The sequence below is a fragment of the Saccharicrinis carchari genome (assembly GCF_900182605.1).
GTDB lineage: Bacteria > Bacteroidota > Bacteroidia > Bacteroidales > Marinilabiliaceae > Saccharicrinis > Saccharicrinis carchari.
The window spans coordinates 132893-159275 of the sequence record NZ_FXTB01000007.1 but is presented as its reverse complement, the minus strand read 5'-3'; the positions used below and the strand labels follow the sequence as shown (position 1 = coordinate 159275).

General features: G+C 45.4%; 16 protein-coding genes. 15 read left to right on the top strand and 1 reads right to left on the bottom strand.

Annotated features, from left to right (window positions below):
• Positions 1-712: 712 nt before the first annotated feature.
• On the bottom strand, positions 713-1708 hold the full coding sequence (locus FN809_RS13265; RefSeq protein ID WP_142534008.1) for an aldo/keto reductase: 996 nt from the start codon (positions 1706-1708) through the stop codon (positions 713-715).
• A 447-nt stretch (positions 1709-2155) separates the two neighbouring features.
• On the opposite strand from FN809_RS13265, the gene FN809_RS13260 reads away from it, so the two are divergent.
• From FN809_RS13260 to FN809_RS13190, 15 genes are all read left to right on the top strand, one after another.
• A complete protein-coding gene (locus tag FN809_RS13260; RefSeq protein WP_142534007.1) occupies positions 2156-2737 on the top strand; it encodes an RNA polymerase sigma factor in 582 nt (193 codons plus the stop codon).
• Positions 2738-2762: 25 nt separating this feature from the next.
• Positions 2763-3164 carry a hypothetical protein gene (locus FN809_RS13255; protein ID WP_185957554.1) on the top strand — a complete coding sequence of 134 codons (402 nt, stop codon included), beginning with the start codon at positions 2763-2765 and terminating at the stop codon, positions 3162-3164.
• A 148-nt stretch (positions 3165-3312) separates the two neighbouring features.
• The gene (locus FN809_RS13250) at positions 3313-3846 is read left to right on the top strand and encodes a Spy/CpxP family protein refolding chaperone (protein WP_142534005.1); all 534 of its coding nucleotides are present in this window, start codon (positions 3313-3315) and stop codon (positions 3844-3846) included.
• A 108-nt stretch (positions 3847-3954) separates the two neighbouring features.
• Entirely contained in the window at positions 3955-4533 is a 579-nt protein-coding gene (locus FN809_RS13245; protein WP_142534004.1) for a Spy/CpxP family protein refolding chaperone, read from the top strand.
• 217 nt (positions 4534-4750) lie between these two features.
• Positions 4751-5650: an ABC transporter ATP-binding protein gene (locus FN809_RS13240; RefSeq protein WP_142534003.1), complete on the top strand. Its 900-nt coding sequence runs from the start codon at positions 4751-4753 to the stop codon at positions 5648-5650.
• Positions 5643-9002 carry a golvesin C-terminal-like domain-containing protein gene (locus FN809_RS17770; RefSeq protein WP_185957553.1) on the top strand — a complete coding sequence of 1120 codons (3360 nt, stop codon included), beginning with the start codon at positions 5643-5645 and terminating at the stop codon, positions 9000-9002. Before FN809_RS13240 ends, FN809_RS17770 begins: the two co-directional genes overlap by 8 nt.
• Before the next feature lie 166 nt (positions 9003-9168).
• The gene (locus FN809_RS13230; RefSeq protein WP_142534002.1) at positions 9169-10647 is read left to right on the top strand and encodes a TolC family protein; all 1479 of its coding nucleotides are present in this window, start codon (positions 9169-9171) and stop codon (positions 10645-10647) included.
• Between the two features lie 10 nt (positions 10648-10657).
• Complete coding sequence (locus FN809_RS13225) at positions 10658-11713, top strand: efflux RND transporter periplasmic adaptor subunit (RefSeq protein WP_142534001.1); 1056 nt, start codon at positions 10658-10660, stop codon at positions 11711-11713.
• 84 nt (positions 11714-11797) lie between these two features.
• Positions 11798-14869 carry an efflux RND transporter permease subunit gene (locus FN809_RS13220; RefSeq protein WP_142534000.1) on the top strand — a complete coding sequence of 1024 codons (3072 nt, stop codon included), beginning with the start codon at positions 11798-11800 and terminating at the stop codon, positions 14867-14869.
• 927 nt (positions 14870-15796) lie between these two features.
• A complete protein-coding gene (locus FN809_RS13215; protein WP_142533999.1) occupies positions 15797-20503 on the top strand; it encodes an efflux RND transporter permease subunit in 4707 nt (1568 codons plus the stop codon).
• 187 nt (positions 20504-20690) lie between these two features.
• Positions 20691-21335: a KilA-N domain-containing protein gene (locus tag FN809_RS13210; RefSeq protein ID WP_246095602.1), complete on the top strand. Its 645-nt coding sequence runs from the start codon at positions 20691-20693 to the stop codon at positions 21333-21335.
• 46 nt (positions 21336-21381) lie between these two features.
• Entirely contained in the window at positions 21382-22074 is a 693-nt protein-coding gene (locus FN809_RS13205; protein ID WP_142533998.1) for a hypothetical protein, read from the top strand.
• 208 nt (positions 22075-22282) lie between these two features.
• Positions 22283-22576 (top strand): helix-turn-helix domain-containing protein, encoded by a 294-nt coding sequence (locus tag FN809_RS13200; RefSeq protein ID WP_142533997.1) that lies wholly within the window; start codon positions 22283-22285, stop codon positions 22574-22576.
• 76 nt (positions 22577-22652) lie between these two features.
• Positions 22653-25031: a type I restriction-modification system subunit M gene (locus FN809_RS13195; RefSeq protein ID WP_142533996.1), complete on the top strand. Its 2379-nt coding sequence runs from the start codon at positions 22653-22655 to the stop codon at positions 25029-25031.
• Positions 25031-26374 (top strand): restriction endonuclease subunit S, encoded by a 1344-nt coding sequence (locus FN809_RS13190; protein WP_142533995.1) that lies wholly within the window; start codon positions 25031-25033, stop codon positions 26372-26374. Before FN809_RS13195 ends, FN809_RS13190 begins: the two co-directional genes overlap by 1 nt.
• Positions 26375-26383: the final 9 nt, after the last annotated feature.

The window sequence follows — 26383 nt, the reverse complement described above, 5'->3', positions numbered from 1 at the left end:
TATATTTGTGCATTGGTCATAAAATATTGCAATTATATTTTTTTAACACTTTTTTTTGTGATTATTTTTGTGCTTTTAAAAATGGATTATATATTTGCATTCGAGTTAGGCCTATAAAGTAGGTAACCATCGAGGTTGCTCAAAATATTTAAAGTCTTAAATTTTCTCATAGTTTAGGGTTAGGTTTGGTTAAAGATTGAAAGCCACTGTCAGCATTGTTTGATGGTGGCTTTCATGATTTTAGGGGCTAAGACCGAGGTGCGCAAAAATGGGATCAAGGAATCATGCGCAATATTTGGGTCTGCGGAAAAATGCTTGTCTTATTGCGTAGTAAAAACACCGATACAACCATCACCATTAAAAAATGGAATAATGTAAGGATCTTAGATTTGCCCGGTGGGTTTAGTGCATTACGTGGGTTATTTGTAAGTGCGATTTTTTTTGTGGCACGTCCCTAGTCAATCAGCATTGGATATTAGCGGTAAGTCAATCGTAAACTACGATAAGTGTTTATCCATCGGCCTGCTCCGGATAGTCATTAAAACGAAAGCAAGCAAGGCGGTTGAGCCTTACTTGTTTCATTTTTTTTTGTTTCGCGCTATGCTGTTCTACTTCGCCTTTTGTGCCCTCTTATAGCCGCACCTTTCTTTAGTTGTTTTAGCCGTTGTTTTTCTTTTCCAATTGTAAGTGGGCAATGCCAAGTATATTTTAGTTACGCAAATTTGGATAGGATAGTCTCTATTCTATCAAGCTCTCCTTGGGTAAAAGGATTGCTTTTTAATCCATGAACCGCATCTTTTATTTGGGCTGTCTTGCTTGCTCCAATTAGTACCGAGGTCACCCGTTTATCCTTTAGCAGCCAATTGATAGCCATTTGTGCCAGGGTATCACCTCGCTCCATGGCCATACTGTTTAAGGCTTTGATGGTGGCCAGTCTTTCGTCGGTCAGATGCTCAGGCTTTAGGAAATGCGCTCGTGCAGCCCTGGAATCTTCGGGTATTCCTTTTATATACTTGTCGGTGAGCATGCCCTGTGCCAAAGGTGAAAAAGGAATGCAACCTACACCGTTATCCATCAAGGTGTCAAGTAATCCTTCTTCAGGTGTACGCTCAAACATGGAATATTTAGGTTGATGAATTAAACAAGGCGTTCCGAGTTGTCGTAAGATATCGAAAGCCTCCCTGGCTCTTTGGGCAGGATAATTAGATAAGCCCACATACAATGCTTTACCTTGCCTCACCATCAAATCGAGTGTGCTCATGGTTTCGTACAAAGGGGTATCGGGGTCGGGGCGGTGATGGTAAAAGATGTCTACATAATCCAACCTCATTCTTTTTAAGCTTTGATGGAGGCTGGCCATCAGGTTTTTTTTACTTCCCCATTCGCCATAAGGCCCTGGCCACATGTAGTATCCTGCCTTCGATGAGATAATCAATTCGTCGCGGTATTTACGCAGATGCTTATGCAAAATATCGCCAAAGTTTTTTTCAGCGCTGCCTTCGGGTGGTCCGTAATTATTGGCTAAATCAAAATGGGTAATCCCCAAATCGAAAGCTGTGAATAGCAGTTGTTCATAATTAGCGCGGATATCCACATCGCCGAAATTATGCCATAAACCCAGAGAAAGTGCAGACAGCTTTAATCCGCTGTTGCCACATCTGCGATAGGACATATCCTGATAACGTGATTCTGATGCAATGTAAGTCATGATGTTTATTTTTTAAAGTTCATTTAAGGTGTGCGTTATTAAAATAAAAATACCTCCTCTCAAAATTGATAGCATAACCACGGTTATGAATTAGTAACAGGCGAAATAAGTATTGTTAAATTCCTGCATGGCTAATTTAAGTAGGATAAATACAACTGCTGTTGTTAAAAGCTCATTGGAACTCATAAAATTAGTATGAAATTCAATTATATTACAATATAATGACTTGCACTTTTAATTTTTTTAGAAATATATCTAAAAAAGTAAAGCCTTGATGCTTCTTTATGATGTTTTTTTGGCAGGCGAAATTAGATTAAGGCAATACGTTTGGAATAATCCTTATAGATACCTAAAATAAAGGAGGCTTGTTTTAAAATAGTTTTTTAATTTCAGCGAGGGATTTCCCAAAAGCTGTCGTCTAAACTTCAAAACAGCATTAAAAGCCATATGGTGCAGCAACATGAGCAAGATATTGTAGATAGGATTATAGCGGGCGATATGCGGGCTTTTGAATTGTTGGTGAACAATTTTAAAGAACGCGTAATTAATATCTGCTTTTCTTATACCAATAACCTAACGGATGCAGAAGATATTTCGCAAGAAGTTTTTATTGAACTGTTTAAATCCCTGAAAAAGTTTAAAGGTGATGCTGCCCTTTCTACCTGGATTTTTAAAATTGCATCTAACAAATCTCTGGATCACATCCGCAAACAAAACAGAATTAAGCGGGGTGCCGGCTTAACAACCTATATGGAGGATTTAAAAAACAACGATTGGGCGGACGGGAATAAAGCTGTAGCCGATAGTAAGCTTATTGATAAGCAACGAAAAGAATGGTTGTATTATGGATTATCGAAGCTGCCCAAACGGCAAAACGAAGCCTTTGTGCTAACACAGATTGAAGGTATGGATCAGCAGGCGGTAAGTCAGATTATGGGAACCTCGGTTAAAAGTATAGAAGCCTTGGTAGCCCGGGGTCGTAAAAAGCTGAAATCCGTTTTGGCTAAGCAGATAAAGGAATATTTATAAAATAAATTGAGGGTTAATATTTACAATGTCGTCTAATAAACTAAACGAGGAGACAATGAAAAAGCCGGGTAAAAATATTGAACAAGAAATTGAACGCATATTGCAAAGTGCTTCAAGCGCTCAAAGAGTTAACACATCGCCATTTTTTACTACAAGGGTAATGGGCAAGGTGGAGCAGTTAGAAGACATTCCGGCGTGGCTTCCTCAGCTACAAATGCTGTTGCGACCCGTTTTAGTTTTATTGCTCATTGTAAATATTGTCAATTTTTATATTTATAGTAGTGCTCCCGATTCAATAGAGGATAGCTACGATCCAATTGAACTGGCAGTAAACGATTATGCCGCCTGGGACAACGATTTTATTTTTTCCGAAGACCTTGTTAAGGATAAAAAAAATAATAAGGTAAAACAACATGTTAATGAGTAATAAACGCACATGAGGATGATTAAAAATAAAAATTATACGACGCATTGTCTCTTCCTCTTGGGCAAAACAGGCAGTGTTCGTTGTCTCCTATCTCTTATCTATCAATTTACCGGCCCGTCCGGCAGTCAGCTTGTCTAATTTTAAACAGATGAAGAAGAAACACTATATCATAATCATTGTCGCACTGGTAGTGCTGAATGTATTCTCGTGGCGCATTTGGTGGGAATCGCCAAGCCGCCCGGAATCCACACCCCTGGAGCGGGTAAAAAATGAAAGACGTTCAAAAAGCGATAGAAGCGGGATAGGCTTTTTTGAGCAAAGGCTTAATCTTAGCCAAGAGCAAAAACAAGCCTTCGGAAATTTAAAACAGTCTTATTTCTCGCAGCTTGAACAAGTAAAAGACAGTATGAGTGTGGTGCGGAAAAAATTGATAAGCAGCATAGGCAGCGAAATGGACGAAGAAACAAGGGAGATCCTGTTTGACAAAATGGCAAAACACAAGCTAAAAATGGAGCGGATGACCATTGAGCACTTTAACGATATGCGGCGCTTGTGCAGCGAGGAACAAAAGCCGGTATTCGATACCATTATGGTGCGGATGATGGAACGCAGCTCCATGTTTAAGGACAGCGGACGGAAGGGAAGGCATAGACGGGATGAGGGTAGGAGGAGAGGCAGGTAAAACCTGCATGTATATCCGATTAATCTATATAGTTGCTTCATATTAACCCGGGAAAAATAGACGCAACGACATTGTAAAACAGAATACTAATTTTAAAATTTTACTGAGATGAAAAAGAATAGTTTGCATAAAATAATAACTTTATTCGCCTTATTTGGCGTATTGATTATCGGTAGTGCCTGGGGATATGGCGATGGACAAGGCCGTAGGGCCAATGCCGGGAACGGCGATTTCAGGGCCATGAGAGGTTTAGATTTGACCGATGCCCAGCAGGAACAAATAAAAGCCTTGCGGGTGGATTTTATGAAAGAGATGACACCCCAAAGAAATAATATGCGGATAAAAATGGCAGAGCTTAATGCGGCTTCCGTAGGCGACAATGTCGACACCCAAGCCGTAAACAAATTATTGGATGAGATTGGTGCGATAAAAACCGACATGGCCAAAAAGCAATTTGCCAATAAACAAAAAGTACGTTCCGTGCTATCGGATGAACAAAGAGTGATGTTTGATGCCCTTTGTAATCAAGGTATGCGGGGCGGTATTAAGGGCAAAGCCCTGGGGCAGGGACGCCGGGGAAATAAAGGTAATTTTAGTCAGGGCTACAGAGGTCAAGGCCAAGGCCGGGGCTTCGATAAACAAGGACAAAGAAGCACTGGCCGAGGTATGGGTAAGCCCGCATTGTAGTCCTATGTGTAATCCTGGTGTTATTAAAACCCCATCTTTTAATTAAGGTGGGGTGATAAGATTAAAAGTAGGGTAGGGTGCCAAAGCAACTCATTTTCTTATTGATGTTAATCTAAATTATACCGTACAATAATGATTTTTTATATATTTGATACCGTTCAACCGCTAAGTACTAAAATTTTTAAGCTTTTAACGCTAACCTCTTAATCCTACTTCATTGGATATTTCCATTCACAATCTCAACAAAATATATAAGAATAATCATCGTGCACTTACCGATGTCAATTTGAATATTGGTTCCGGCATGTTCGGTTTACTGGGTCCTAACGGGGCGGGCAAGTCAACATTGATGAAAATACTGGTTACCCTGCTCGAACCTTCGGCTGGTGAAATAATGGTTGACGGCATGCCCCTGAGCAAGCACCGAAAGGAGGTGAGGGCCATGATTGGCTACCTGCCACAGGATTTTCGTTTTTTTGCCAAGTTAAAAACTTATGAGTTCCTTGATTATGCTGCTTCTTTGGCCGGCATTGGTAAGCGGAAGCAACGCAAGAAGGAGGTAGAGCGCCTGTTGGAACAGGTAGGCCTTTTTGAGGTACGTAACCGCTTTGCCAACAAGCTATCGGGCGGAATGAAGCGGCGCCTGGGAATAGCGCAGGCCATAGTGGGCGATCCAAAAATTGTTATCGTGGACGAACCCACCACCGGGCTCGATCCCGAAGAGCGTATTCGTTTCCGAAATATACTGGCCGATTTGAGTCAACGCGACGTCACCATCATCTTATCCACCCATATCGTGGGCGATATTTCCAGCACATGTAACCAAATGGCATTGCTCAACGAGGGTCGGGTGGGTTTCACCGGCAGCCCCGGCGATTTTCTGGAACTGGCCAAAGGTAAAGTATGGCGTACGCACATTCTTTACGATCAGATGGAGGAGTTTAATCAAAAGTATCCGGTAATAACAACCATACCCGATGCCACGGGCTACGAGATAGAGCTTATAGCACCCCATGCCAATGATTTTAACGGCGAAGCCATAGCACCTAACCTGGAACATGCCTATGTTTATTTTATTGAGTACGAAACAAAAAAATTAATCACTTCTCATGAATAGCCCCTTGTTTACCGTAGCGCGGTTCGAGATAAAAACCCTGTTGCGCAGTTGGTTTTTCAGGATATTTGCCTTGGTGGTGCTCATTTTTATCGTGTTCTTTAACCTGATGGCCAGCACAGAAGTAGGCCAGGCAAACTGGCCTGATCGTATGCTCATCGGCGGCTTGCCCTATATGAACCTTTGGATATTAAATATTGTACAAGCCATTATTGCCGTTTTTCTTTCGGCCGATTTTTTAAGCCGCGACAAAAAGCTCGACACCACCGAAGTGGTTTATGTTCGCAATATGAGCAACTTTCAGTATGTGATGGGCAAAACAGCGGGCATATTAACCGTATTTGGTGGCTTGAACCTGCTGGTGCTCGCATTTACTTTTATCATCAACCTCATCAGTCCCGATGCCGGTTTCAGCGTACTCACCTATTTTTTGTACCCCTTGCTTATTTCTGTGCCTACCCTGGTATTTATTTTAGGCTTGTCGTTTTTTGTGATGCAGCTGGTTCGCAATCAAGCCGTTACTTTTATTTTGGTGCTGGGTTATATTGCCACCACCGTTTTTTATTTAAAAGGACTGCATTTTGGCGTCTGGGATTTTATCACCTTTAACACACCCCTGGCCTATTCATCCTACGTTGGTTTCGGCAATCCGCTGCAACTGATCAGTATCAGGGGGGGATACTTATTGTTGGGGCTTGCTTTTATTTTTTTTACCATTTATAAGCTACCCCGATTGCCGCAAACCAAACATGGCCAAAAGCTCATCCTGCTTCCGGCCACCGTTACCCTTTTGTTGGCATTTAGCGGAATGGGTTATTATCTTCTTCAAAAACATCATACCGAGAAAATTATTGGGCAACAGGCACAAATTGAAAAGAACTTACCTATTGATGCAGGTTACCAAATATCCGATTACCATATCCAATTAGAACATAGCGGTAGGGAGTTGAGCGGTAGCATAGAATTTATTGTTAAAAATACCGGTGGGGGACTGCCGCCACAACTAAAGTTTTTTTATAACAATGGTTTAAAGGTAGGGCAGCTAAGTATCAATGATAAAAATGTTGCGTTCAAGCAGTACCTCAATATACTGACTTGCGAAAATCCGTTGGAAATGTCTGATTCGCTTGTGGTGGTATTTAACTTTGAGGGTACACCCAACGACAGGCTCGCCTATTTTGATATTAGTGCCGACGAACGACATGCACCGCGCAGGTTCGACCCTCTGATGGCGGGTAAAAAAAGTTGTTTTATATCTCCCGATTATTTATTGCTGACCAAAGAAAGCTTTTGGTATCCCGCCGTAGCGGAACGAAATACTTTTCGGGTAAAGCAATTTTTTAATTATGATATGAAGGTGAAATCCGCTGACGGTTTGGAATTTATAGCGCAGGGAAGTAAGGGCGAAGAGGGCGGGTGGACTACCTTTAAAGGCGATGTGCCTTATCCCAAATTAAGCCTGATTGCCGGAAAATATAAAAGTAAGTCAATTGATGTGGATAGCGTGCAGTATGCCGTTACTGCCAGGGAAGAGGGGTTCTTTTTCGAGAAATATTTCCAGAACCTAAGCGACACCCTGCCCGCGCTGGTCCGGGATATGAAACAAGACTACGAGCGCCAATTGGGCCTTAAATATCCCTATAAAAGGCTCACCTTTGTTGAAGTACCCGTGCATTATTATGCGCATTTCAGGCCTTGGGCTATCAGCAACAACAATACCCACCCCGAAATGGTATGGGTACCCGAGTCGGGTATAGGCTTATGGATTTTTAATTGGGTCAATAGTTTTGACAACGAAAAACGGCGGGAAGAAAGAGACAACCTGGAACGTTTGCCCAAAGAAACCGAAGCCAGTGTTTTTATGAACGTGATAGGCAATACTTTTTCTAAACCTTTGCAGAGCCAACATTTTTTTATGCGAAACGACAACGTGGGGCGCACCATGAGCCAGCAAAGTGCTTATTCCGTATTTCCGCTTTTTTATAACTATGTGTACTCCATCCGCGACGATGGTCTGCCTTTTATGAACATGTGCCTCGAATCGTATATGCTCAACAGGGTCAATTCCGAAAGTGGCGGTCGCTTTGGCAGGATGAGCTCAACCGACAAGTCTATTTTGTTTCTGAGTAAAAACACGGGTAGCCTAAACGATATGGTGGACAAAGATGATTTGGAAATTAGCATTGCCGATATCATTGTAACCGTGGGCAACAACCAATTTGCGATGGCGCAGTCCAGATTAGGGGCGGATAGGTTTAGTGTTTTTATCGATAGCCTGCTCAAAGCCAATAAAATGAGCAGCATAGAACATGGCCAGCTAAACCAGATCATGACCGGAAGCAAGGAGGAGAAAAGCATTGTCGACAGCGACAGTAACTTGCGATTACCTTCTTTTTTGTTCGGACAAAGTAATATTTATGAGTTTACCGACGAAAAAAGTAAGAAATACTTTGTGAGTGTGGAGGTGGCCAACCGGGGCGATACTGATGGAATAGTGAAAGTATCGTTGCTTGGCGGCGGAGGTGGCAGAGGCCGGGGAGGGCGCGGCGGTGGTCGTGGCCCCGGTGGTGGTCGCAGGGGTGGTATGAGCGCCGGATTTGAAGAAATATACCATATCCCCAAAGGGGAGAATGTACAAGTGGGTATTGTAGTGGACAATGCCCCCCGAATGATGCAGGTACACACCTACCTTTCTAAGAACGTACCCTCGTACACGCGTTTTCCCCTGGCCGATTTTGAAGAAGCCCCGGCAGGTTTCGTGGTTAATGAAGGGGTTATGGCACTGGACAGGGAAATAACCCTGGTAGCTGACAACGAACTTGTGGTAGACAACGAGGACAGCGGCTTTTCTGTGGTTAACACCTCGGGAAAAAAAACCTTAAAAGAAATAATCCTCACCAGCCGCGACCAGGAGGACGAAATGGATGGCTCCGAGTATAAATCCCTGTCGTTTTGGCGACCAGCACCACGATGGACCCCGGTGCTGGAGGCGATGGCTTTTGGCAAATACACCAAATCACTGCATTATAAAAAATCGGGCGAAGGGGGTGCCAGGGCAAGGTTTGCTGCCCAACTCACCCAAACCGGCAGGTATAAGGTGTATGCTATGATACCCCCCTTAAATTTTGGAGAGTTTCGAAGAAATAATAATAGACTAAAGGAAGCAACGTTTAGCTTTACCGTTTATCACGACGACGGCGAGGAAGAGATGGAAGTACCCTTAACCGACGAGGGTTGGAGATGGGCATCACTGGGCGAGTTTTATTTCTCCGACGGTGAGGCCGTGGTGGAGATATCGGACAAAACAGCCAAAAGGTTTGTCATAGCCGATGCCGTTAAATGGGTGAAGTTGTGATGAACCACAAAGTGGTTGAATATGAATAACCACGGGTGTCCGCGTGCCGCCGAAGCTTTAGCGGAGGAGCAAACCCGTGGAACGGGTCATTATGGAAGAAGAACCCTGAAGGGGTTCAATAAATTGACTAAGAACTGAGGAAACAATAAATAAACATCAAAAACTTATGCATAGCAACAAAATTAAGATAACCTTGCTCATCTGCGTCGTGCTTGCCGTTTCGGATGCTTATGCGCAACGGATTCTATCCTTGCAGCAGGCTATTGAGCAGGCCATGAAAACGAGCCCGCGCATACAAAACTCGCGCCTTTCCCTAATACGCAGCGAAGAAAACCTGAAAGCGCAACGGGCCACCCTCAAATCCAATTTTAGCCTTAACGTCAACCCCTTGGATTATTCCAACGAGCGGCGGTTCAGCAACCAACTGTCGGAATGGTACACCATCGAAAGTTATAGTAGCCTGGCCAATTTCAGGGTCTCGCAACCCATATTATGGACCGACGGGGTACTGTCGCTCAACAACACGCTCAACTACCGCGACAATACAAGTACCAGCGGTGCGGCAATGGGTGGCGGATTAAAAGGATTCAGCAATAGCCTGGACCTGACCCTTCAGCAGCCCTTGTTTACCTACAACAGAACCAAATTGGAGCTGAAGGAGCTGGAGCTGGCCTACGAAAACACGGCCATGAGTTATGCCCTGCAAGAGCTAAGCGTGGAGAACCAGGTTACACAGGCGTTTTACCGGGTTTACCAGTCACAGATGTCCTTGAACACCTCGCGCGAGGAGTACGAAAACCGCAAGCAAAGTTACGAGATTATCAAGAATAAAGTGGAAGGCGGTTTAACGGCCAAGGAAGAACTCTACCAGGCCGAGCTGGACTTGATGAGCAGCGAATCGGCCATGAAAGACCGGGAGGTGACCTTTGAGAACGACAAGGACAATTTTAAACAGATGCTGGGTATAGCCCTGGAAGAGGAGATTATGGTGCTGGCCGACATATCGGTGTTGCCGGTGGATGTGGACCTGAACACGGCCATTGACCAAGGGCTCGCCAACAGGATGGAGCTAAGGCAGCGCGAGATAGCCATCGAGAACGGACAGTTTGATTTGATACGTACCAACGCCCAAAACGAGTTCAAAGGCGACCTGACCCTGAAGTTTGGCCTGTTTGGCGAAAGCGAAGAGCTGCAGAACGTGTTCCAGGATGCTACCAACAGCCAAAATGTATCCATCGGCTTTACCATTCCGCTATGGGACTGGGGCGAAAAGAAGGCCCGCCTCAAAGCGGCACAGGCATCCCTGGAGATGTCGATGAACGACCTCAGGGATGAGGAGGTAAGCATCAAGCTCACCATACGCCAGGTATTCCGCAGCCTGGCCAACCTTTTACGCCAAATAGAGATAGCGCGCAAAAATCTGGAGAACGCGGAGCTGACCTACGAGATAAACCTGGAGAAATACAAGAACGGCGACCTCACCAGTATGGATCTTAATCTGGTGCAAAACCAGTTGACATCTAAAAAAAATAGTCTCACCAACTCCATCATCAGCTATAAGCTGGAGCTGTTGAACATGAAAATTCAAAGCATGTACGACTTTGAAAACAAAGAATCCGTAACCCCACAGTTTAAAATTAAATAATCCCAACACTATGTTTAAAAAATATATCCCCATCGCATTTTTAGCACTGTTGCTGGCTGCCTGCAACAACCAGCAAAACAGATTCTCTACCGACATCGCTATCCCTGTCACCATACAGGAGGTCAAGCTCAGTAGTATCCAGGAAGTGTTTACCGCAACCGGTACCATTGTTTCGGAATACGAAAGCAAGCTGAACACACAATCGTCGGGCGAATATTACTTACAGACCAATCCGCGCACCGGCAAAAAATACAAGATGGGCGACGCCGTAAAGCAAGGTGACGTCGTTATTAAAATTGAAGACCGCGAATACGAGAACAACGTGAACATTAACGGTGCCAAAATAGACCTGGACATCTCCAAGATGGAATTTGAAAAACAGACCGCCCTGTACGAAAAAGGAGGCGTTACCTTGCGCGAGAAAGTGAACGGCGAAAAGCAATGGGTGAGCGCCCAAAAAAACTACGAAAATGCGCTGCTCCAATTGGCCAAGATGAAGGTGGTTGCCCCCTTTGACGGTGTGATTACCAATTTGCCCTATTTTTCGCAAGGGGTAAGGATAGAGCAAAACAAGGAAGTGTTGCAGATAATGAGCTACAAGGAAATGGTGATGGACCTGATGTTGCCCGAGAGCCAGATCACAAAGGTGTCGCTGAACCAAAAGGCCTGGATTACCAATTATTCCATACCCGACGACACCCTTTCCGGTAAATTAAATCAAATATCGCCCGCCATCGACATAGAATCCAGAACCTTTAAAGGACGTTTGGCCATCGACAACCAAGAGGCCAAACTACGTCCCGGGATGTTTGTCAAGGCCGATATCATCGTGGATAAAAAGGACAGTGTGGTGGTTATCCCCAAGGATGCCATATTGGTGCGCGCCGATGGCAAGGCAGTTTTTGTGGCCCGTGATGAGACAGCCCGGGAGCGCAAGATAACAACCGGCATGGAGAACAACGGGATGATAGAAGTAACCAAAGGCCTACAGCCCGAAGAGCGCCTGATCATCAAAGGCTTCGAAACCCTGAAGGACCGCTCCAAAATAAAGGTGATGAATAAATAAGGTTAGCAATGAATAGGCTTAACGACAATACAAAATAATCTATTATCTCATGGTCTATTATCTAACTATCTAACATTTAATTAGATGAAAAAACTTGCACAGTTTTCTGTTGATTATCCCGTAACGGTGGCCATGATTATCCTGGGCATCGTATTGCTGGGTTTTATATCCTTTTCGCGTTTGGGCACCGATCTGTTCCCCAACCTTAACAATCCCCGCATCGTCGTAGAGGTACGTTCGGGAGAGCGTCCGCCAGAGGAGATAGAAAAGCAATTGGTAGAACCCATGGAAGGGGCCATCATCCGCCAGAGGGGAGTCGTGAACGTAGGTTCGCTGAGCAAGGTGGGCTCGGCGCAAATCATTGTGGAATACAACTGGGACCAGGACATGGACGAGGCATTCCTGGATTTGCAGAAAGCACTGACCGCGTACAGCCAGAACGAAGAGGTGGAGGAACTGAACATATACCGCAACGATCCCAACGCATCGCCCGTGATGCTGGCGGCCATCTCGAACCCGGGAATAAGCGATATGGACGAGCTGCGCAAGGTGGCACAAAACTATATCCGCAATCAACTGATCAGGGTGGACGGTATTGCCGATGTACGCCTCTCGGGCGAACAGACCAAAGAGATATGGATAGAGACCGATCCGTATATGTTGGAATCGCACGGCATCACCTCTTCCTCCATCGTATCCAAAATACAGAGTTTTAACCGCAATGTTTCCGGTGGTTCTATCGAGGAGCTGGGGCAAAGATATATCATCAAAGGGGTAAGCATTTATCAATCACCGCAGGATTTGGGTAAGCTGGTGATAGGACGCACCTTGCAAGAGGACGAAAACGGACAACAGAAAGAAGTGCCCTTGCTATTGCGCGATGTGGCCCGGGTGGCGTATAAAAATCAGGAGCCACTGAATATTGTGCGCCTCAACGGACAAAGGTGCATCGGGCTTTCTATTTATAAAGAAACGAAATATAATACGGTGGCGGCGGTGGAAGCCTTGAACGAGGGCTTCGACAAGGTGAAAAAGGCTTTGCCCGGATACGAGATTACCATCATCAAAAACCAGGGCAAGTTTATAGGCGATGCTATTGGCGAGGTAAAGGACAGTGCCCTGATAGGTATCGTGTTTGCCGTGCTGGTGCTGTTCCTGTTCCTGCGGCGCATAGGCACCACTTTAGTGGTGAGCGCGGCCATCCCCATCTCTATCATCGCCACCTTCAACCTGATGTATTTTAACGGCCTTACCCTCAATATAATGACCTTGGGTGGCCTGGCCCTGGGAGCCGGTATGTTGGTGGACAATGCCATTATCGTGGTCGAAAATATTTTTAGCCTGCTGGAGCGCGGTAAGCCCCTGCGACAGGCGGCCGTGGAGGGGACTGCCCAGGTGGGTGGCGCACTGGTGGCCAGTACCCTCACCACCATCGTGGTTTTTTTACCCATCGTTTATTTGCACGGGGCATCGGGCGAATTGTTCAAGGACCAGGCCTGGACGGTGGCTTTCTCGCTGCTGTCGTCCTTGTTTGTCGCCATTCTGATTATTCCCATTTTAAGTGTGCTGCTCTTGGGCAAGCGCCCCGATAAGTTGAAGGTAAAACAAAAGAGCTACCCCGTTTATTCGCGCTTTTTGAGCGCTGCTATTGATAAACGATATTGGGTTATACTCGCAGCGATTGTGTTGGTGGCTTGCAGTTATCTGTCCATCTCGTTTATCGGCAGCGAGTTTATGCCCAAGGCCAAAACCAGGGAGTTTTCGGTAGAAGTCACCCTGCCTGCGGGCACAGGTCTGCAACGTACCGCAAGCACCATGCAAGCCATGGAGGAGATGATAAGCGAGGGTCTGGCGGAGCATGTGGCCCATGTTTATACCCATTCGGGTCCGCAAACCGATTTGTCGGGTTCGGGCAAGAGCGTGTTCGAGGGCGAGAACACCGGGTTTATAAAGGTTATTATACGGGAGGATTCGCCCTATTCGAGCGATGATTTTATCCCGGTGCTGAGCACCCTTTTTACGGGCATCCCCGATATGGAGCTGGAATATATCCAGGACGAAACGGCGCTGGGAGAGATTTTGGGCAGCGATGCGGCCCCGGTAATGATTGAGGTATTGGGTGAAGACCTGACCGTGCTGGACGGGCTCACGGACAAAGTATATGCCGCCCTGCAAAGCAACGAAGCGCTGTACAATTTAAAAAGCTCGTTCCAGGATGGCGTGCCGGAGGTAAATGTACATATCGACCGCTATCGGGCTGGTATATTCAATATCAATGCCTCTTCTATCATCACGCAATTACAGGAGTTTTTGATGGGTAAGGACGCCGGCAGTATCGAGAGTGGGGGCGAACTGACCGACATCACCCTTAAAATGCCCGACTACCCACTCGGGGAGCTGGATAACTTTATCATAGAAAACGGGCAGGAGAAATACCGTTTGAACGAACTGGCCGACATAAGCATCGGCTCTGCCCCCAAGGAAGTCATACGCGACAACCAAAACCGGGTGGGCAGGATAACGGCGCACATTAAGGGCGACGTTCCGGTGGATCAACTGGCCATACAGATAGAGGGTGCGCTGGCGGGGATAGAATTTCCACCGGGATACAGATACCAGCTGAAAGGGGAGGAGATGCTGCGTAAGGAATCCTTCGGCAGCCTTTCGTTTGCTTTGTTACTGTCGGTTATTTTGGTGTACATGGTGATGGCCTCGCAGTTCGAATCGCTTATTCATCCCTTTACCATCCTGCTCACCATCCCCCTGGCCGGGGTAGGTGCTCTTGCAGCTTTTCTGCTGTTGGGCATGTCGCTGAACATCATGGCCTATATCGGCCTGGTGATGCTGGCGGGTATAGCGGTTAACGACTCCATTATTTTGGTGGATGCCATCAATCAGTTTAAAAAAGAGGGCATGATGCTCAAAGAAGCGGTGATGGCTGCGGCCAACAATCGCCTGAGGCCCATATTCATGACCAGCCTCACCACCATTTTAGGTCTGCTGCCGCTCACCATAGGCTTTGGCGAAAGTGCCGCCCTGCGCTCGTCCATGGCCATTGCGGTAATTGGCGGATTATTAACATCCACCTTATTGACCCTGGTGGTTATCCCTTGTGTGTATTATGTATTTGACGGAATTGTGAGAAAAAATAGATAATAGACAAGAGATAATAGACAAATAGATTAGAGATAATTAGGGCTTGCTAAAAACAGCTATATATCAGATAATAAGTAGATTGTGAATCTAAAAAGAATCCAAAGTGCAAGGATTTAGCTTATGAAATGAGATTTTCCATGCAGAGTAAAAATATTTATCCCGTAGGGATTACCTATACATAACCCCCAGATTCCTGCCCGTCGGCAGACGGGTATCTGGGGGATGAAATATGCACTTGAGATTTTACTCCGTAGGAGTAGCCCGAAAGCTATTGTGATGGGGCGTTTTATATGGGAAACTCCGTTGGAGTTCATTCATTACGACACTATAACCCCCAGATAAATCTGGGGGTTATGAACAGCAAACTCCTCTGGAGTTTTTCAGCAGAATCTAATTAGATGTTAGATAATAGACAAAAAATGAAAAGACAACTAAATAGGAGGGATATGGATTAAAGGTTAGTGGTTTGTAGTAATTGGTGCAATGTGACCCAGACAGTAACTAAATTCCAAGCTGCAAATCGAAGCCCCTTTAGGGGTTTGGGGTAAAACAAGCTATAAACCCAAGTCTCTTTCCGCGTGTCGCCGAAGCTTTCTCCGACGGCGATAGCCTTTGGCGAAGGACTTAGCGGAGGAGCAAAACCCGGGGCTATTGATATTCAACCGCTCTGCGGTTGTTGGTAAGTTTTAAGTCAAGCCCCCGTCGAAAGCCGGGCAAGCTTCAGGATGCAATGTAATGGCATAGGGCAATGCCCTAAGATTATAAGAATAACAAAATCGTTGCACGATGCGGTTGATAAAATGAATATCCGAACTTTACGACGCCTGCCTCCCGAAACGAGTTTGGGACAAGTTGTGGCAGACGGGAAATGAAACATTGAACTATTATTGTCTTGATACTTGATACTTAAATCTTGATACGCATAAAATGAACTTTATAATACATCGAAAGGTACTGATAAGCATGTTGTTCGTGGCGCTCACCATGTTGGGCGTGGTATCGTACAAGCATTTGTCGGTAGAGCTTTATCCTGATGCCGAATTGCCCGTGTTGTTTGTACAGGTGGCCGGGGATACCCAGTCCGACCCGCGCTACGTGGAGCAGCAAGCCGTTATCCCTTTAGAAGGGGTGGTAGGTACCTTGGAGGGTATCGAAAAAATGGAGTCGCGGATAAATCCGGGGCGGGCTTTAATCATCGTTTATCTGAGCAAAGAGGTCGATTTTAAATATGCCTACCTCAAGTTGGCCGAAAAGATAAATGCTTCGCAAAACCTGATTCCTGAAGGGTACAGGGCCACTGTGGCAAAGATGGACATGCAGCAGATGAACAGCCAGTTTATGCAGTTGCAAGTGCTGGGCGAGGGCGATGTGGACAGGGTGCGTGCCCTTACCGACGAGCGCATCGCGGGCAAGCTGGAAAGTGTGGACGGCATAGCCGGCATACAGATATATGGTGGCCGGGAAAAAACCGTGGAGATAACACTTAACGAAGATGTGCTGGAGGCATTGAACATAACCACCGCCGAGGTGCGCCGCAAGATACAGAACAGCGAGGGCAAAAAAACATTTGCGGGCCGGGTGGTCGATAGGGGACAGTACTTGTTTGTGAATGTACAGGGCGAATACAACCATATACGCGACCTGGAGAATGTGGTCATCTCCGCCAATGGGCCTGTTTTGTTAAAGGACATCGCACAGATAGTTTTTGGCGTTAAAGAACAAACCTCCTATAGCCGGGTCAATGCCAAAGAAGCGGTGACCATCAGTATGGCACGCGAGTCAACCGTGAACCAGATAGAGCTTGCCGCCCGCGTTAAAGAGCAGGTGGCCAGCCTGAACGAAGAGCTGGCAACGGAAGGCGTGGAGATTGCCATCACCGCCAATACCGCCGAAACCATGGAGCAGAACATCTCCAAAATAATCGATTTGGCATTGATAGGCAGCATCCTGGCCGTGTTTATCCTATGGATATTTCTGAAAAATATCCCCCTGGTTTCGCTGGTGATGCTGTCCATTCCCATCTCGGTATTTTCGGCTTTCAATATCTTTTATGCCTTCGATATCAGTATCAACACCTTAACGCTGATAGGGATAGCCCTGGCCGTGGGCATGCTCATCGACAACAGTATTGTGGTGATGGAAAATATTTATCGGGTGGCGGCCACCGAACCCGACAGGGACAAGGCGGTTACCCAGGGTACGCGGCAGGTATGGCGGGCTATATTGGCAGCCACCCTTACCACGGTCACCGTATTTTTGCCCTTCGTTTTTTCATCCAACATGGGTTTTAAGCTGGTGGCCGAAAATATCGCCGTTTCCATCGTGGGCACGCTCCTGATATCCCTGGCCGTGGCCTTGCTGCTTATCCCCATGATGACGCACAGCGTGCTGTGGTACGGCAAATCGAAGGTGCAGAAACGTTTAAGGCGATTGCCCCTGCACAGCCGTATGATACAATCGTACCTGGTGCTCCTGAAAAATGCCCTCCGGTTGCCCGCCCGCACCATCAACATGGCCGTGCTGGCATTCTTTTTAACGGTGTTCATCAGTCTGCTGGTCAGTTTTCAGGTGAACAAGGAGGTGGAGACCCCGGAGTTTGTGATTAATATCGAGCGCTCATCGGGCTCTACCCTGGAAGCCACCGATATAGTGGTTCGGGAGTTGGAAAAGCGCTTTGGCGATATTAGCGAGCACGATAAGATTATCAGTCAGGTATATGAGGAGAGGGCCAGCCTGAGGGTGCAGTTGAAAGAAGAATACAAAAAAGAATCGAAGCGCAGTCTGGGCGAAATAAAGGCCGATATACAATCGAGGTTGCAAGGGTTTACCGACTCCGAGATTAGTTTGGAGCAAGGGGGCACTACCACAGGCGGCGGCTCGGGCTTTGGCGACAACCCCGGCATGAACATGATGGCCATGTTTGGTATTGGACAACAGCAGGAGAGCGTAGTGATAAAAGGGGAGGATTTTGATAAGATGTTGCTGCTGGCCGAGGATATAAAATATATTTTGGAGGACAATATGGAGGGGATGACTTATGTGGGCATCAGCGCCGGCTTTCCGCGCCCCGAGGTGCACCTGGAATTCGACCCCGGATTGATGAGCATGTACGGCGTGGCCCCACAAAATGTGGCGTCCGAACTGTTTACCTTTAGAAATGAAATAAGCTCCGGCGGCGTGTTGCGGGTGGATAACGAGGAATACGATATCGTGATGAAAGGCGAACGCATGCACCAGGAAGAAGATGTGCCGGCAAAGACCTACAGTGATTTACAAAAACTAAATATTATCTCCAACTCCGGTTCGCTGGTGGCACTGAGCGATTTCTCCAATATTATTTTAACCAGCGGGCGCAACGAGATACTCCGTGTAAACCAGCATAAGGAGATAACCATAAGATACGCTTTCAGTAGTGAGATAAACGATTCTAAATCGCTGCTGGAGCAAGCCCGTCGCGATGTGGACGAGCTGGTGGCGCAGGTTAACCTCCCGTCGGGGACCGCGGTGGAAGTGATACACGAAGAAGACCAGTTCAGTGAGTTTTACTTTTTGATTGGGATGGCCTTTTTGCTCATCCTGATGATATTGGCCTCGGTGTTCGAGTCGTTTGTTACGCCCTTTGTCATGCTGTTTTCCATCCCCCTGGCGGCCATAGGTTCCTTTTTGGGCTTGATATTTACCGGTAACTCGTGGCTCAACCTCAATACGCTCATCGGCTTTTTGATATTGCTGGGCATCGTGGTCAACAACGGCATCATCCTTATCGACTATGCCAATATCCTGCGCAAACAGGGTATGCGACATTCGCGGGCTTTGATGCAGGCGGGTATCTCACGCGTTCGGCCCATATTGATAACGGCGGCCACCACCATTATTGCCATGCTGCCGCTGGCCATGGGCAAATCGGAATATGTGGGCAGTCTGGGTGCCCCTTTCGCCATTACCGTGGTGGGCGGCCTGCTGGTAAGCACCCTGCTCACCCTGGTGTTTATCCCCACCTTTAGCTTTGGGCTGGAAACCGCTTTGCACTGGATCCGTTCGCTCAATATCAGGTATAAAACTATGGTTTTTGCTTCGTGGGCCCTGGGCATTGTGGGGATACATTACGTGTTCGACCATTCGTTTGTTTGGATGCTCGTAGAGTATTTTGCTTGTATCGTAGGCGTTCCGGCAATCTTGTATTTTGTGCTCATTAGTCTGCGTCAGGCCAAGGCCGAGCTGATAAAACCGGGCGAGCCCATCACCATCCGGCTGCAAAATCTGGTAAAGGTATATGACCGCGACAACCGCTTTATGCGCGAGTGGAAAACGGCCAAGCGCTACGGGCTGTTGGCGCAAGCCGAAAAAGGGGTGAAGAATTATCGCGAAGGCATCGTATGGCAAGTTCCCCTGCTGGGCTTTTTGGTGTGGATGACCTGGTTTTATCTCGAATCTTCGCTCTGGAATTTTATCTTCTTGTTTATCAGCTATTTTATTTTTCTGTCGTATATCCGCTATCTGGCCCAGTGGCCCGATAAAAAGGGGAGGGCCAGGCGTTTGTTATCTGCGCAAAGCATCATTTATCGCATAATGCTTTGGGCCTATCCGGCCATTGTACTGGTACTGTACACCATCCGATTCGATGCAAGGGCATCGGCCATGGTGTTCGCCGCTTTGTGGTATCTCGGCATCTATATTTATAGGACGGGCAAAAAACTGATGACGGAGAATATAAACGTGGAAAGGCTTAAAGGGCGTTTTTCGGGCATACGCCGTACATGGTACCTTTTGGTGCGATCCATACCTCTTATCGGCAAACAAAAGCAACCGTTTAAAGCGGTCAAGAGTGTGTCGTTGACCATGCAAACCGGCATGGTGGGATTACTGGGGCCCAATGGGGCGGGCAAGACCACCCTTATGCGCATCATCTGCGGCATACTGGACCAAAGCTATGGCAAGATATGGGTCAATGGATTGGATTCGTTGAAATACCGCGAAGAGCTGCAAGGCCTGATAGGTTATCTTCCGCAGGAATTCGGCTCCTACGAAAACATGACTTCGTATGAATTTCTGGATTACATGGCCATCCTTAAAGGGTTGAAAAATAAGGAGCTACGGCAGCAAAGGGTGGAGTATGTGCTGAACGCGGTTCATCTATGGGACAGGAAAGATAATCTCATCGGCTCCTTTTCGGGCGGTATGAAACAGCGCATCGGGATAGCCCAGATAATGCTTCACCTGCCCCGCATACTGGTTGTCGATGAACCGACCGCAGGGCTCGACCCACGGGAACGTATCCGTTTCCGTAACCTGCTGGTGGAGCTCAGCCGCGACAGGATCGTTATCTTCTCCACCCACATTATCGAGGACATATCCAGCTCGTGCAACCAGGTGGCCGTGATGAAACAAGGAGAGCTGAAATACTGGGGGCAGCCAGCGGAGCTGTCGAAGATAACCCAAGGCAAAGTGTGGACCTTTGAGGTGCCTGCCACGGAGTTCGAACAGGTAAACAAACAATACCGGGTGGTGCATCATATCGGAACGGGCGCTATGGTAAAAGTACGGGTGCTGTCCAACGAAAAACCGGTAGAAGATGCGCAGCCCGCCCATTCGAGCCTCGAAGATTCGTACCTTTGGCTGTTGCGCAATGGGTGATGATATAGGATATAACCTTACCTGTTCCGTTAGTCGGAATATACGGGTAAATATTTGCAATGTGGAAATCACGCACCGTAGGGGCGGAAGGCCTGACCCAGAAATAATTCGCATATATTCGGTAGTAAGGATAAGTTACATGGGATTAGAAAAGTATATTTGTAAATAAGTAATAGGATTTGATTATATGACCAGTAAATCTCAGATAGAAGTTGAAAACAAACTTATTTCGATTGTGCAGCAAGATGATCAAGACTATATTAGCTTGACTGATATGGTTAGAGACGAAGAAGGATCAGACCATATCCGAAATTGGATGCGAAACCGTAACACGGTAGAGTTCATTGGGTTATGGGAAACCTTGAATAATCCAAATTTTAAACATGTCGAATTCGACACCTTTAGAAAGCAATCAGGATTGAATAGCTTTAATTTGACTCCAAAAAAATGGATAGAGGCAACGAACGCAATTGGAATTATTGCAAAATCTGGTAGATATGGCGGGACTTATGCTCACAAGGATTTGGCGTTTGAGTTTGGCTCCTGGATTAGCCCGATGTTTAAGCTATTGCTGATAAAAGAATATCAACGATTAAAAGAAATTGAGAGCAATCAATATAATCTTGAATGGAATGTCAAGCGCATTTTGACGAAAACCAACTATCAGATACATACAGATGCCGTTCAGGATTGTATCTTACCAAAGAAGAACTACGATAAAAACAAAGAGTGGTTGGTATATGCGGAAGAAGCTGATTTGTTGAATGTTGCATTGTTTAAATGTACTGCAAAAGATTGGCGAGAGGCAAACCCCGATAAGGCTAAAAAATGAAATGAAAAACCATAATTGCGACAATTGTATATTTTAAACGTTTTCGATGAACAACCTCCTACACATTATCAAATACAACCTGAAAATCATCTTCGGCAACCGCTTTGTCTATTTCCTCGGGGCATCCTTTATCTTTTATCTGTTGATTACGGGTATCGCCCTGTTTTCGGACAATGAGATAGGGGTGGAGGATATTTATTACCAGTTGATTTTCCCTGGCATACTGCTCATGTTTTTCCCCACCGTCTTCGGCATCCAAAACGACGAGGACGCCCGCATACTCGAGATCCTTTTCGGCATCCCCAATTACCGCTACAAGGTGTGGCTGGTGCGGTTGGCCATTATATTTGTGATGGTGTTTGTAATTGTAAGCATACTGGCCCTGTTCAACAACTTTTTATTGGTGGCCCTGCCCATTTTCGAAATGGGGGCACAACTGATGGTGGTATTGTTGCTTTTTGGTTCTTTGGGATTTTTGTTCAGTACCATGGTAAAAAACGGCAACGGAACGGCCGTGGTGATGGTCATCGTGGGACTGGTGCTTTGGTTTTTTCACGGTACTATGGGGCAATCCAAATGGAACGTATTTTTAAACCCTTTTGCTCCGCCCCAAAACATCAGCGAAACACTCTACCAAACCATGCTGTTCCAAAACCGGCTGATCGTAATAACCGTATCCGTTGTGGCCATATTGTGGGGCTTGATAAACCTGCAACGACGGGAGAAGTTTATTAAGTAAAGCTTTATGGCTAAGTTGTGTTCACTTTATATGTAGAGGCACTTATACTACCAGCAACCAACCAAATACCAATCGCTTGTTTCAACAGAGACAGGCGGTTTGTTTTTGTACAGAATGAGTGCGGTGAATAAATAGTATGCTTTTACTTCTTTAAATATATCCATCTTTACTACATTTGACTGCACCGGACAAGTCAATATACAGAAAGATGATAATAGGACAAAAGCTCAGATCGTTAAGAGAGGAAAAAGGTTTGTTGCTGCGACAAGTAGCTGCCGAACTGGAGGTGGATACGGCTTATATCAGCAAAATGGAGCGGGGCGAGAAAAATATTAAACGAGAGTATATTCTCAAACTTGCTTCAATATATGATTATCCGGAAGATGATTTGGCGACTCTCTGGTTAGCCGATAAAGTATATGACCTAATAAAAGAAGAAAAGAATGCCATAAGTGCCTTAAAAATAGCTGAACAAACCATTAATAAACAAAAGCAGAACTAATGGCTAACAGGAAACATTAGTCAATCGTTTTAAATCAGAAATAACAGTTAATAATCAAAATAAATAAACTAAATAAATGAACACAGCAGTACACAATCGATTAATCTCCTTTATCTGGAGCATTGCCGATGATTGTTTGAGAGATGTTTACGTGAGGGGTAAATATCGCGATGTAATTTTGCCCATGGTGGTTTTAAGGCGTTTGGATGCGCTTTTAGAGCCAAGCAAAGAGGCCGTGCTCGAGGAGGTGGCTTTTCAGAAAAACGATTTAGGCGTGGTAGAGGGCGATTGGGACGACAAAGGCATGGAAGAAGCCAGTGGCTATGTTTTTTACAATACCAGCGATTGGACGCTGCAACGCCTGCACGATACAGCAACAAACAGTCAACAAATACTACAGGCCAACTTTGAGGAATACCTGAACGGGTACAGCGCTAATGTGAAGGAAATCATCGATAAGTTCAAGCTGAAAAGCCAGATTAGGCACATGGCTTCGAAAGATGTATTGCTCGACGTATTAGAGAAGTTTACCTCGCCCTATATTAACCTCACGCCCTTTGACAAGGAAGACCCCGAGGGACGCAAGCTGCCCCCGCTGTCGAACCTGGGCATGGGCTATGTGTTTGAAGAGCTGATTCGTAAGTTTAACGAGGAAAACAACGAGGAAGCCGGGGAGCACTTTACCCCGCGCGAGGTTATAGACCTAATGACGCATATAGTGTTTAAACCCATCAAACAGCAGCTGCCACCGGTAATGACCATTTACGACCCGGCCTGTGGTTCGGGCGGTATGTTAACCGAGGCGCAGAATTTTATCAAGGACGAAGAGGGGGTCATACGAGCCATGGGCGATGTGTATTTGTACGGTAAAGAAATCAATGACGAAACCTACGCCATCTGCAAGTCCGACATGATGATTAAGGGTAATAACCCGGAAAATATCCGTGTGGGTTCTACCCTTTCTACCGATGAGTTTGCCGGCACCCAATTCGACTTTATGCTTTCTAACCCGCCGTACGGAAAGTCGTGGGCTACGGAGCAGAAATACATTAAGGATGGCAAAGAGGTGATTGACCCGCGCTTTACCGTATTATTAAACGACTACTGGGGAAAAGAAGAGGAAGTAGATGCCATACCGCGTTCTTCCGATGGGCAGTTGCTGTTCCTGATGGAGATGGTGAGCAAGATGAAGGCCAACGACGGCCGCTCCAATGGCTCGCGTATTGCCTCGGTGCACAATGGCTCCAGCTTGTTTACCGGTGATGCCGGAGGTGGCGAAAGCAACATCCGTAGGTACATTATCGAAAACGATTTGTTAGACTGTATTATTCAGTTGCCCAATAACTTATTTTACAACACGGGCATTACCACCTACATTTGGTTGTTAAGCAATAATAAACCGGAGCACCGCCAAGGAAAAGCCATCCTGATTGATGCCTCTATGCGTTTTGCCAAGCTGCGTAAAAACCTGGGTGCCAAAAACTGCGAGTTAACCCCCGTGCACATTAAGGAGATTCAAGATGCCTACATAGACTTTAAAACCATTGCGCGTGAAGGTGAAGAGGGCCTTGCCGCTAAAGTATTTGACAATGCCGATTTTGGCTACTACAAAGTAAGCATCGAACGCCCCAAACGTTTGAAAGCCCAGTTTACCCACGAACGCATTGCCGATTTGCGATTTGACAAAACCCTGAAAGAACCCATGCAGTGGGCCTTTGCAACCTATGGCGACAAGGTTTATACAGAGCTGAGCACCTTGGAAAAAGAAATACTGGACTGGTGCGAAAAGAACGACCTGGACCTGAATGCCAAAAAGCGGAAAGCTTTGGTTTCTGCAAAAACCTGGGAAAAGCAAAAAGAAATCCTGGATACGGCTACCCATTTGTTAAACACCATTGGAACGGACGAATACAGCAACTTCAACACCTTCCAAAGCAAAGTGGAAGCTGAACTACTTGCCCTGAGCAAAGGAGAAGGGAAAGTTCAGAAATCAAAACTCTCCGCCTCGGATAAAAACCAGATATATGCCGCGGTAAGTTGGTACGACGAAACGGCCGACAAGGTGATTAAGAAAGTTCAAAAGCTGAAAGAGGATAAGCTGGAAGCCTTGTTGGCGCATTTAGATTGCACCGAGGAACAACTGCCGCATTATGGTTACTATACAAGCGGTAAAGCCAACGAGTTTATTATTTACGAAACCGAAAGCGACCTGCGCGACAGCGAGAATATTCCATTGAAAGATAACATCTATGGGTATTTTTTACTAGAGGTATTACCCCATGTACCCGAAGCATGGATTGATATGGATAAAACCAAAATAGGTTACGAAATCTCTTTTAACAAGTACTTCTATCAGCATAAGCCCTTGCGCGACATAACCGAGGTAAGCCGGGAAATAATAGACCTGGAAAACGAAAACGAAGGTTTAATCAGGAACATCTTAAACTTGGGCTAATGACGATTACAGAGATTAATACGGAGTTTAAAAAGTATTCGGCTTATCAAGATTCAGGTGTAGAGTGGTTGGGTGAGATACCTGAAAGATGGGAAATTCGTAAAATTAAATATTTATTTAAAGAAATTAATATTAGAAGTGAAAATGGTTCAGGGGATTTACTATCCGTTTCACAATATACTGGTGTTACAAAAAAATCAGACAAAGTTGATGCTGGCGAATTATTAACTAATGCAGCAACACTTGAAGGTTATAAAAAAGTAGAAGCAGGCGATTTAGTTAGCAATATTATGCTTGCATGGAACGGTAGCCTTGGTTTTTCACCTTTTAATGGAATAACAAGTCCTGCTTATTCAATTTATAGATTAAATACTGGGTTTGAAAAACGTTATTTTCATTATTTACTTAGGACTGAATTATACAAAGCTGAATTTAAACGAAATTCATCAGGAGTAATTGAGAGTCGATTAAGGCTTTATACGGATGATTTCTTTAACATCTGGTCTATTCTTCCCCCACTTGCAGAACAAACCGCCATTGCCAACTTTTTGGACGATAAAACTGCCCTTATCGACAAAGCCATAGCCCAAAAAGAAAAGCTCATTGCCCTGCTTAAAGAGCGTAAGCAAATTCTCATTCAAAATGCCGTAACGGGCAAAGTCTTGAACTATGATGCGAATGATGACCATGAAAACTATGATGTAAAAGAAAAAAATCATAGTCCATCAGGTAATCAAAAAAATCATAGTTCCCGTCCTATGAAAGACAGCGGTGTGGAATGGATTGGAGAGATTCCGGAGAATTGGGAGGTGAGAAAGTTTAAGTTTCTTTGTCACATCACCACTGGCGCAAAAAACACTGAGGACAAAATTGAAAATGGAATGTATCCTTTTTTTGTGAGGTCGCAAATAGCAGAAAGGATTAACTCCTTTTCTTTTGATGGAGAAGCAATATTAACAGCTGGCGATGGTGCAGGGGTTGGAAAAGTTTTCCATTATATAAATGGAAAATTTGATTTTCATCAAAGAGTTTATAAGTTTAGTAATTTTAAAAATATAAAAGGAAAGTTTCTCTTTTATTATTTAAGAAATACTTTTCATAATGTCGCTTTAACTGGTGAGGCAAAATCAACTGTTGACAGTTTAAGACTTCCTTTAATTCAAAACTTCATTGTGACAATTCCTCCAAATTTGGAACAAGAGCAAATCATAAGTTTTATTGAAACTCAATCTACTAAGATAGACAATGCAATATCCTTACAAGAGAAACAGATTGAAAAATTAAAGGAGTATAAATCGGTATTGATAGATAGTGCGGTTACAGGCAAAATAAAAGTGTCTTGAACTATGATT

Excerpts from the sequence above, each read along its gene's own strand:
- FN809_RS13265 (WP_142534008.1), bottom strand. The coding sequence starts at position 1,708 with ATGACTTACATTGCATCAGAATCACGTTATCAGGATATGTCCTATCGC.
- FN809_RS13260 (WP_142534007.1), top strand. The coding sequence starts at position 2,156 with ATGGTGCAGCAACATGAGCAAGATATTGTAGATAGGATTATAGCGGGC.
- FN809_RS13255 (WP_185957554.1), top strand. The coding sequence starts at position 2,763 with ATGTCGTCTAATAAACTAAACGAGGAGACAATGAAAAAGCCGGGTAAA.
- FN809_RS13250 (WP_142534005.1), top strand. The coding sequence starts at position 3,313 with ATGAAGAAGAAACACTATATCATAATCATTGTCGCACTGGTAGTGCTG.
- FN809_RS13245 (WP_142534004.1), top strand. The coding sequence starts at position 3,955 with ATGAAAAAGAATAGTTTGCATAAAATAATAACTTTATTCGCCTTATTT.
- FN809_RS17770 (WP_185957553.1), top strand. The coding sequence starts at position 5,643 with ATGAATAGCCCCTTGTTTACCGTAGCGCGGTTCGAGATAAAAACCCTG.
- FN809_RS13230 (WP_142534002.1), top strand. The coding sequence starts at position 9,169 with ATGCATAGCAACAAAATTAAGATAACCTTGCTCATCTGCGTCGTGCTT.
- FN809_RS13225 (WP_142534001.1), top strand. The coding sequence starts at position 10,658 with ATGTTTAAAAAATATATCCCCATCGCATTTTTAGCACTGTTGCTGGCT.
- FN809_RS13220 (WP_142534000.1), top strand. The coding sequence starts at position 11,798 with ATGAAAAAACTTGCACAGTTTTCTGTTGATTATCCCGTAACGGTGGCC.
- FN809_RS13215 (WP_142533999.1), top strand. The coding sequence starts at position 15,797 with ATGAACTTTATAATACATCGAAAGGTACTGATAAGCATGTTGTTCGTG.
- FN809_RS13210 (WP_246095602.1), top strand. The coding sequence starts at position 20,691 with ATGACCAGTAAATCTCAGATAGAAGTTGAAAACAAACTTATTTCGATT.
- FN809_RS13205 (WP_142533998.1), top strand. The coding sequence starts at position 21,382 with ATGAACAACCTCCTACACATTATCAAATACAACCTGAAAATCATCTTC.
- FN809_RS13200 (WP_142533997.1), top strand. The coding sequence starts at position 22,283 with ATGATAATAGGACAAAAGCTCAGATCGTTAAGAGAGGAAAAAGGTTTG.
- FN809_RS13195 (WP_142533996.1), top strand. The coding sequence starts at position 22,653 with ATGAACACAGCAGTACACAATCGATTAATCTCCTTTATCTGGAGCATT.
- FN809_RS13190 (WP_142533995.1), top strand. The coding sequence starts at position 25,031 with ATGACGATTACAGAGATTAATACGGAGTTTAAAAAGTATTCGGCTTAT.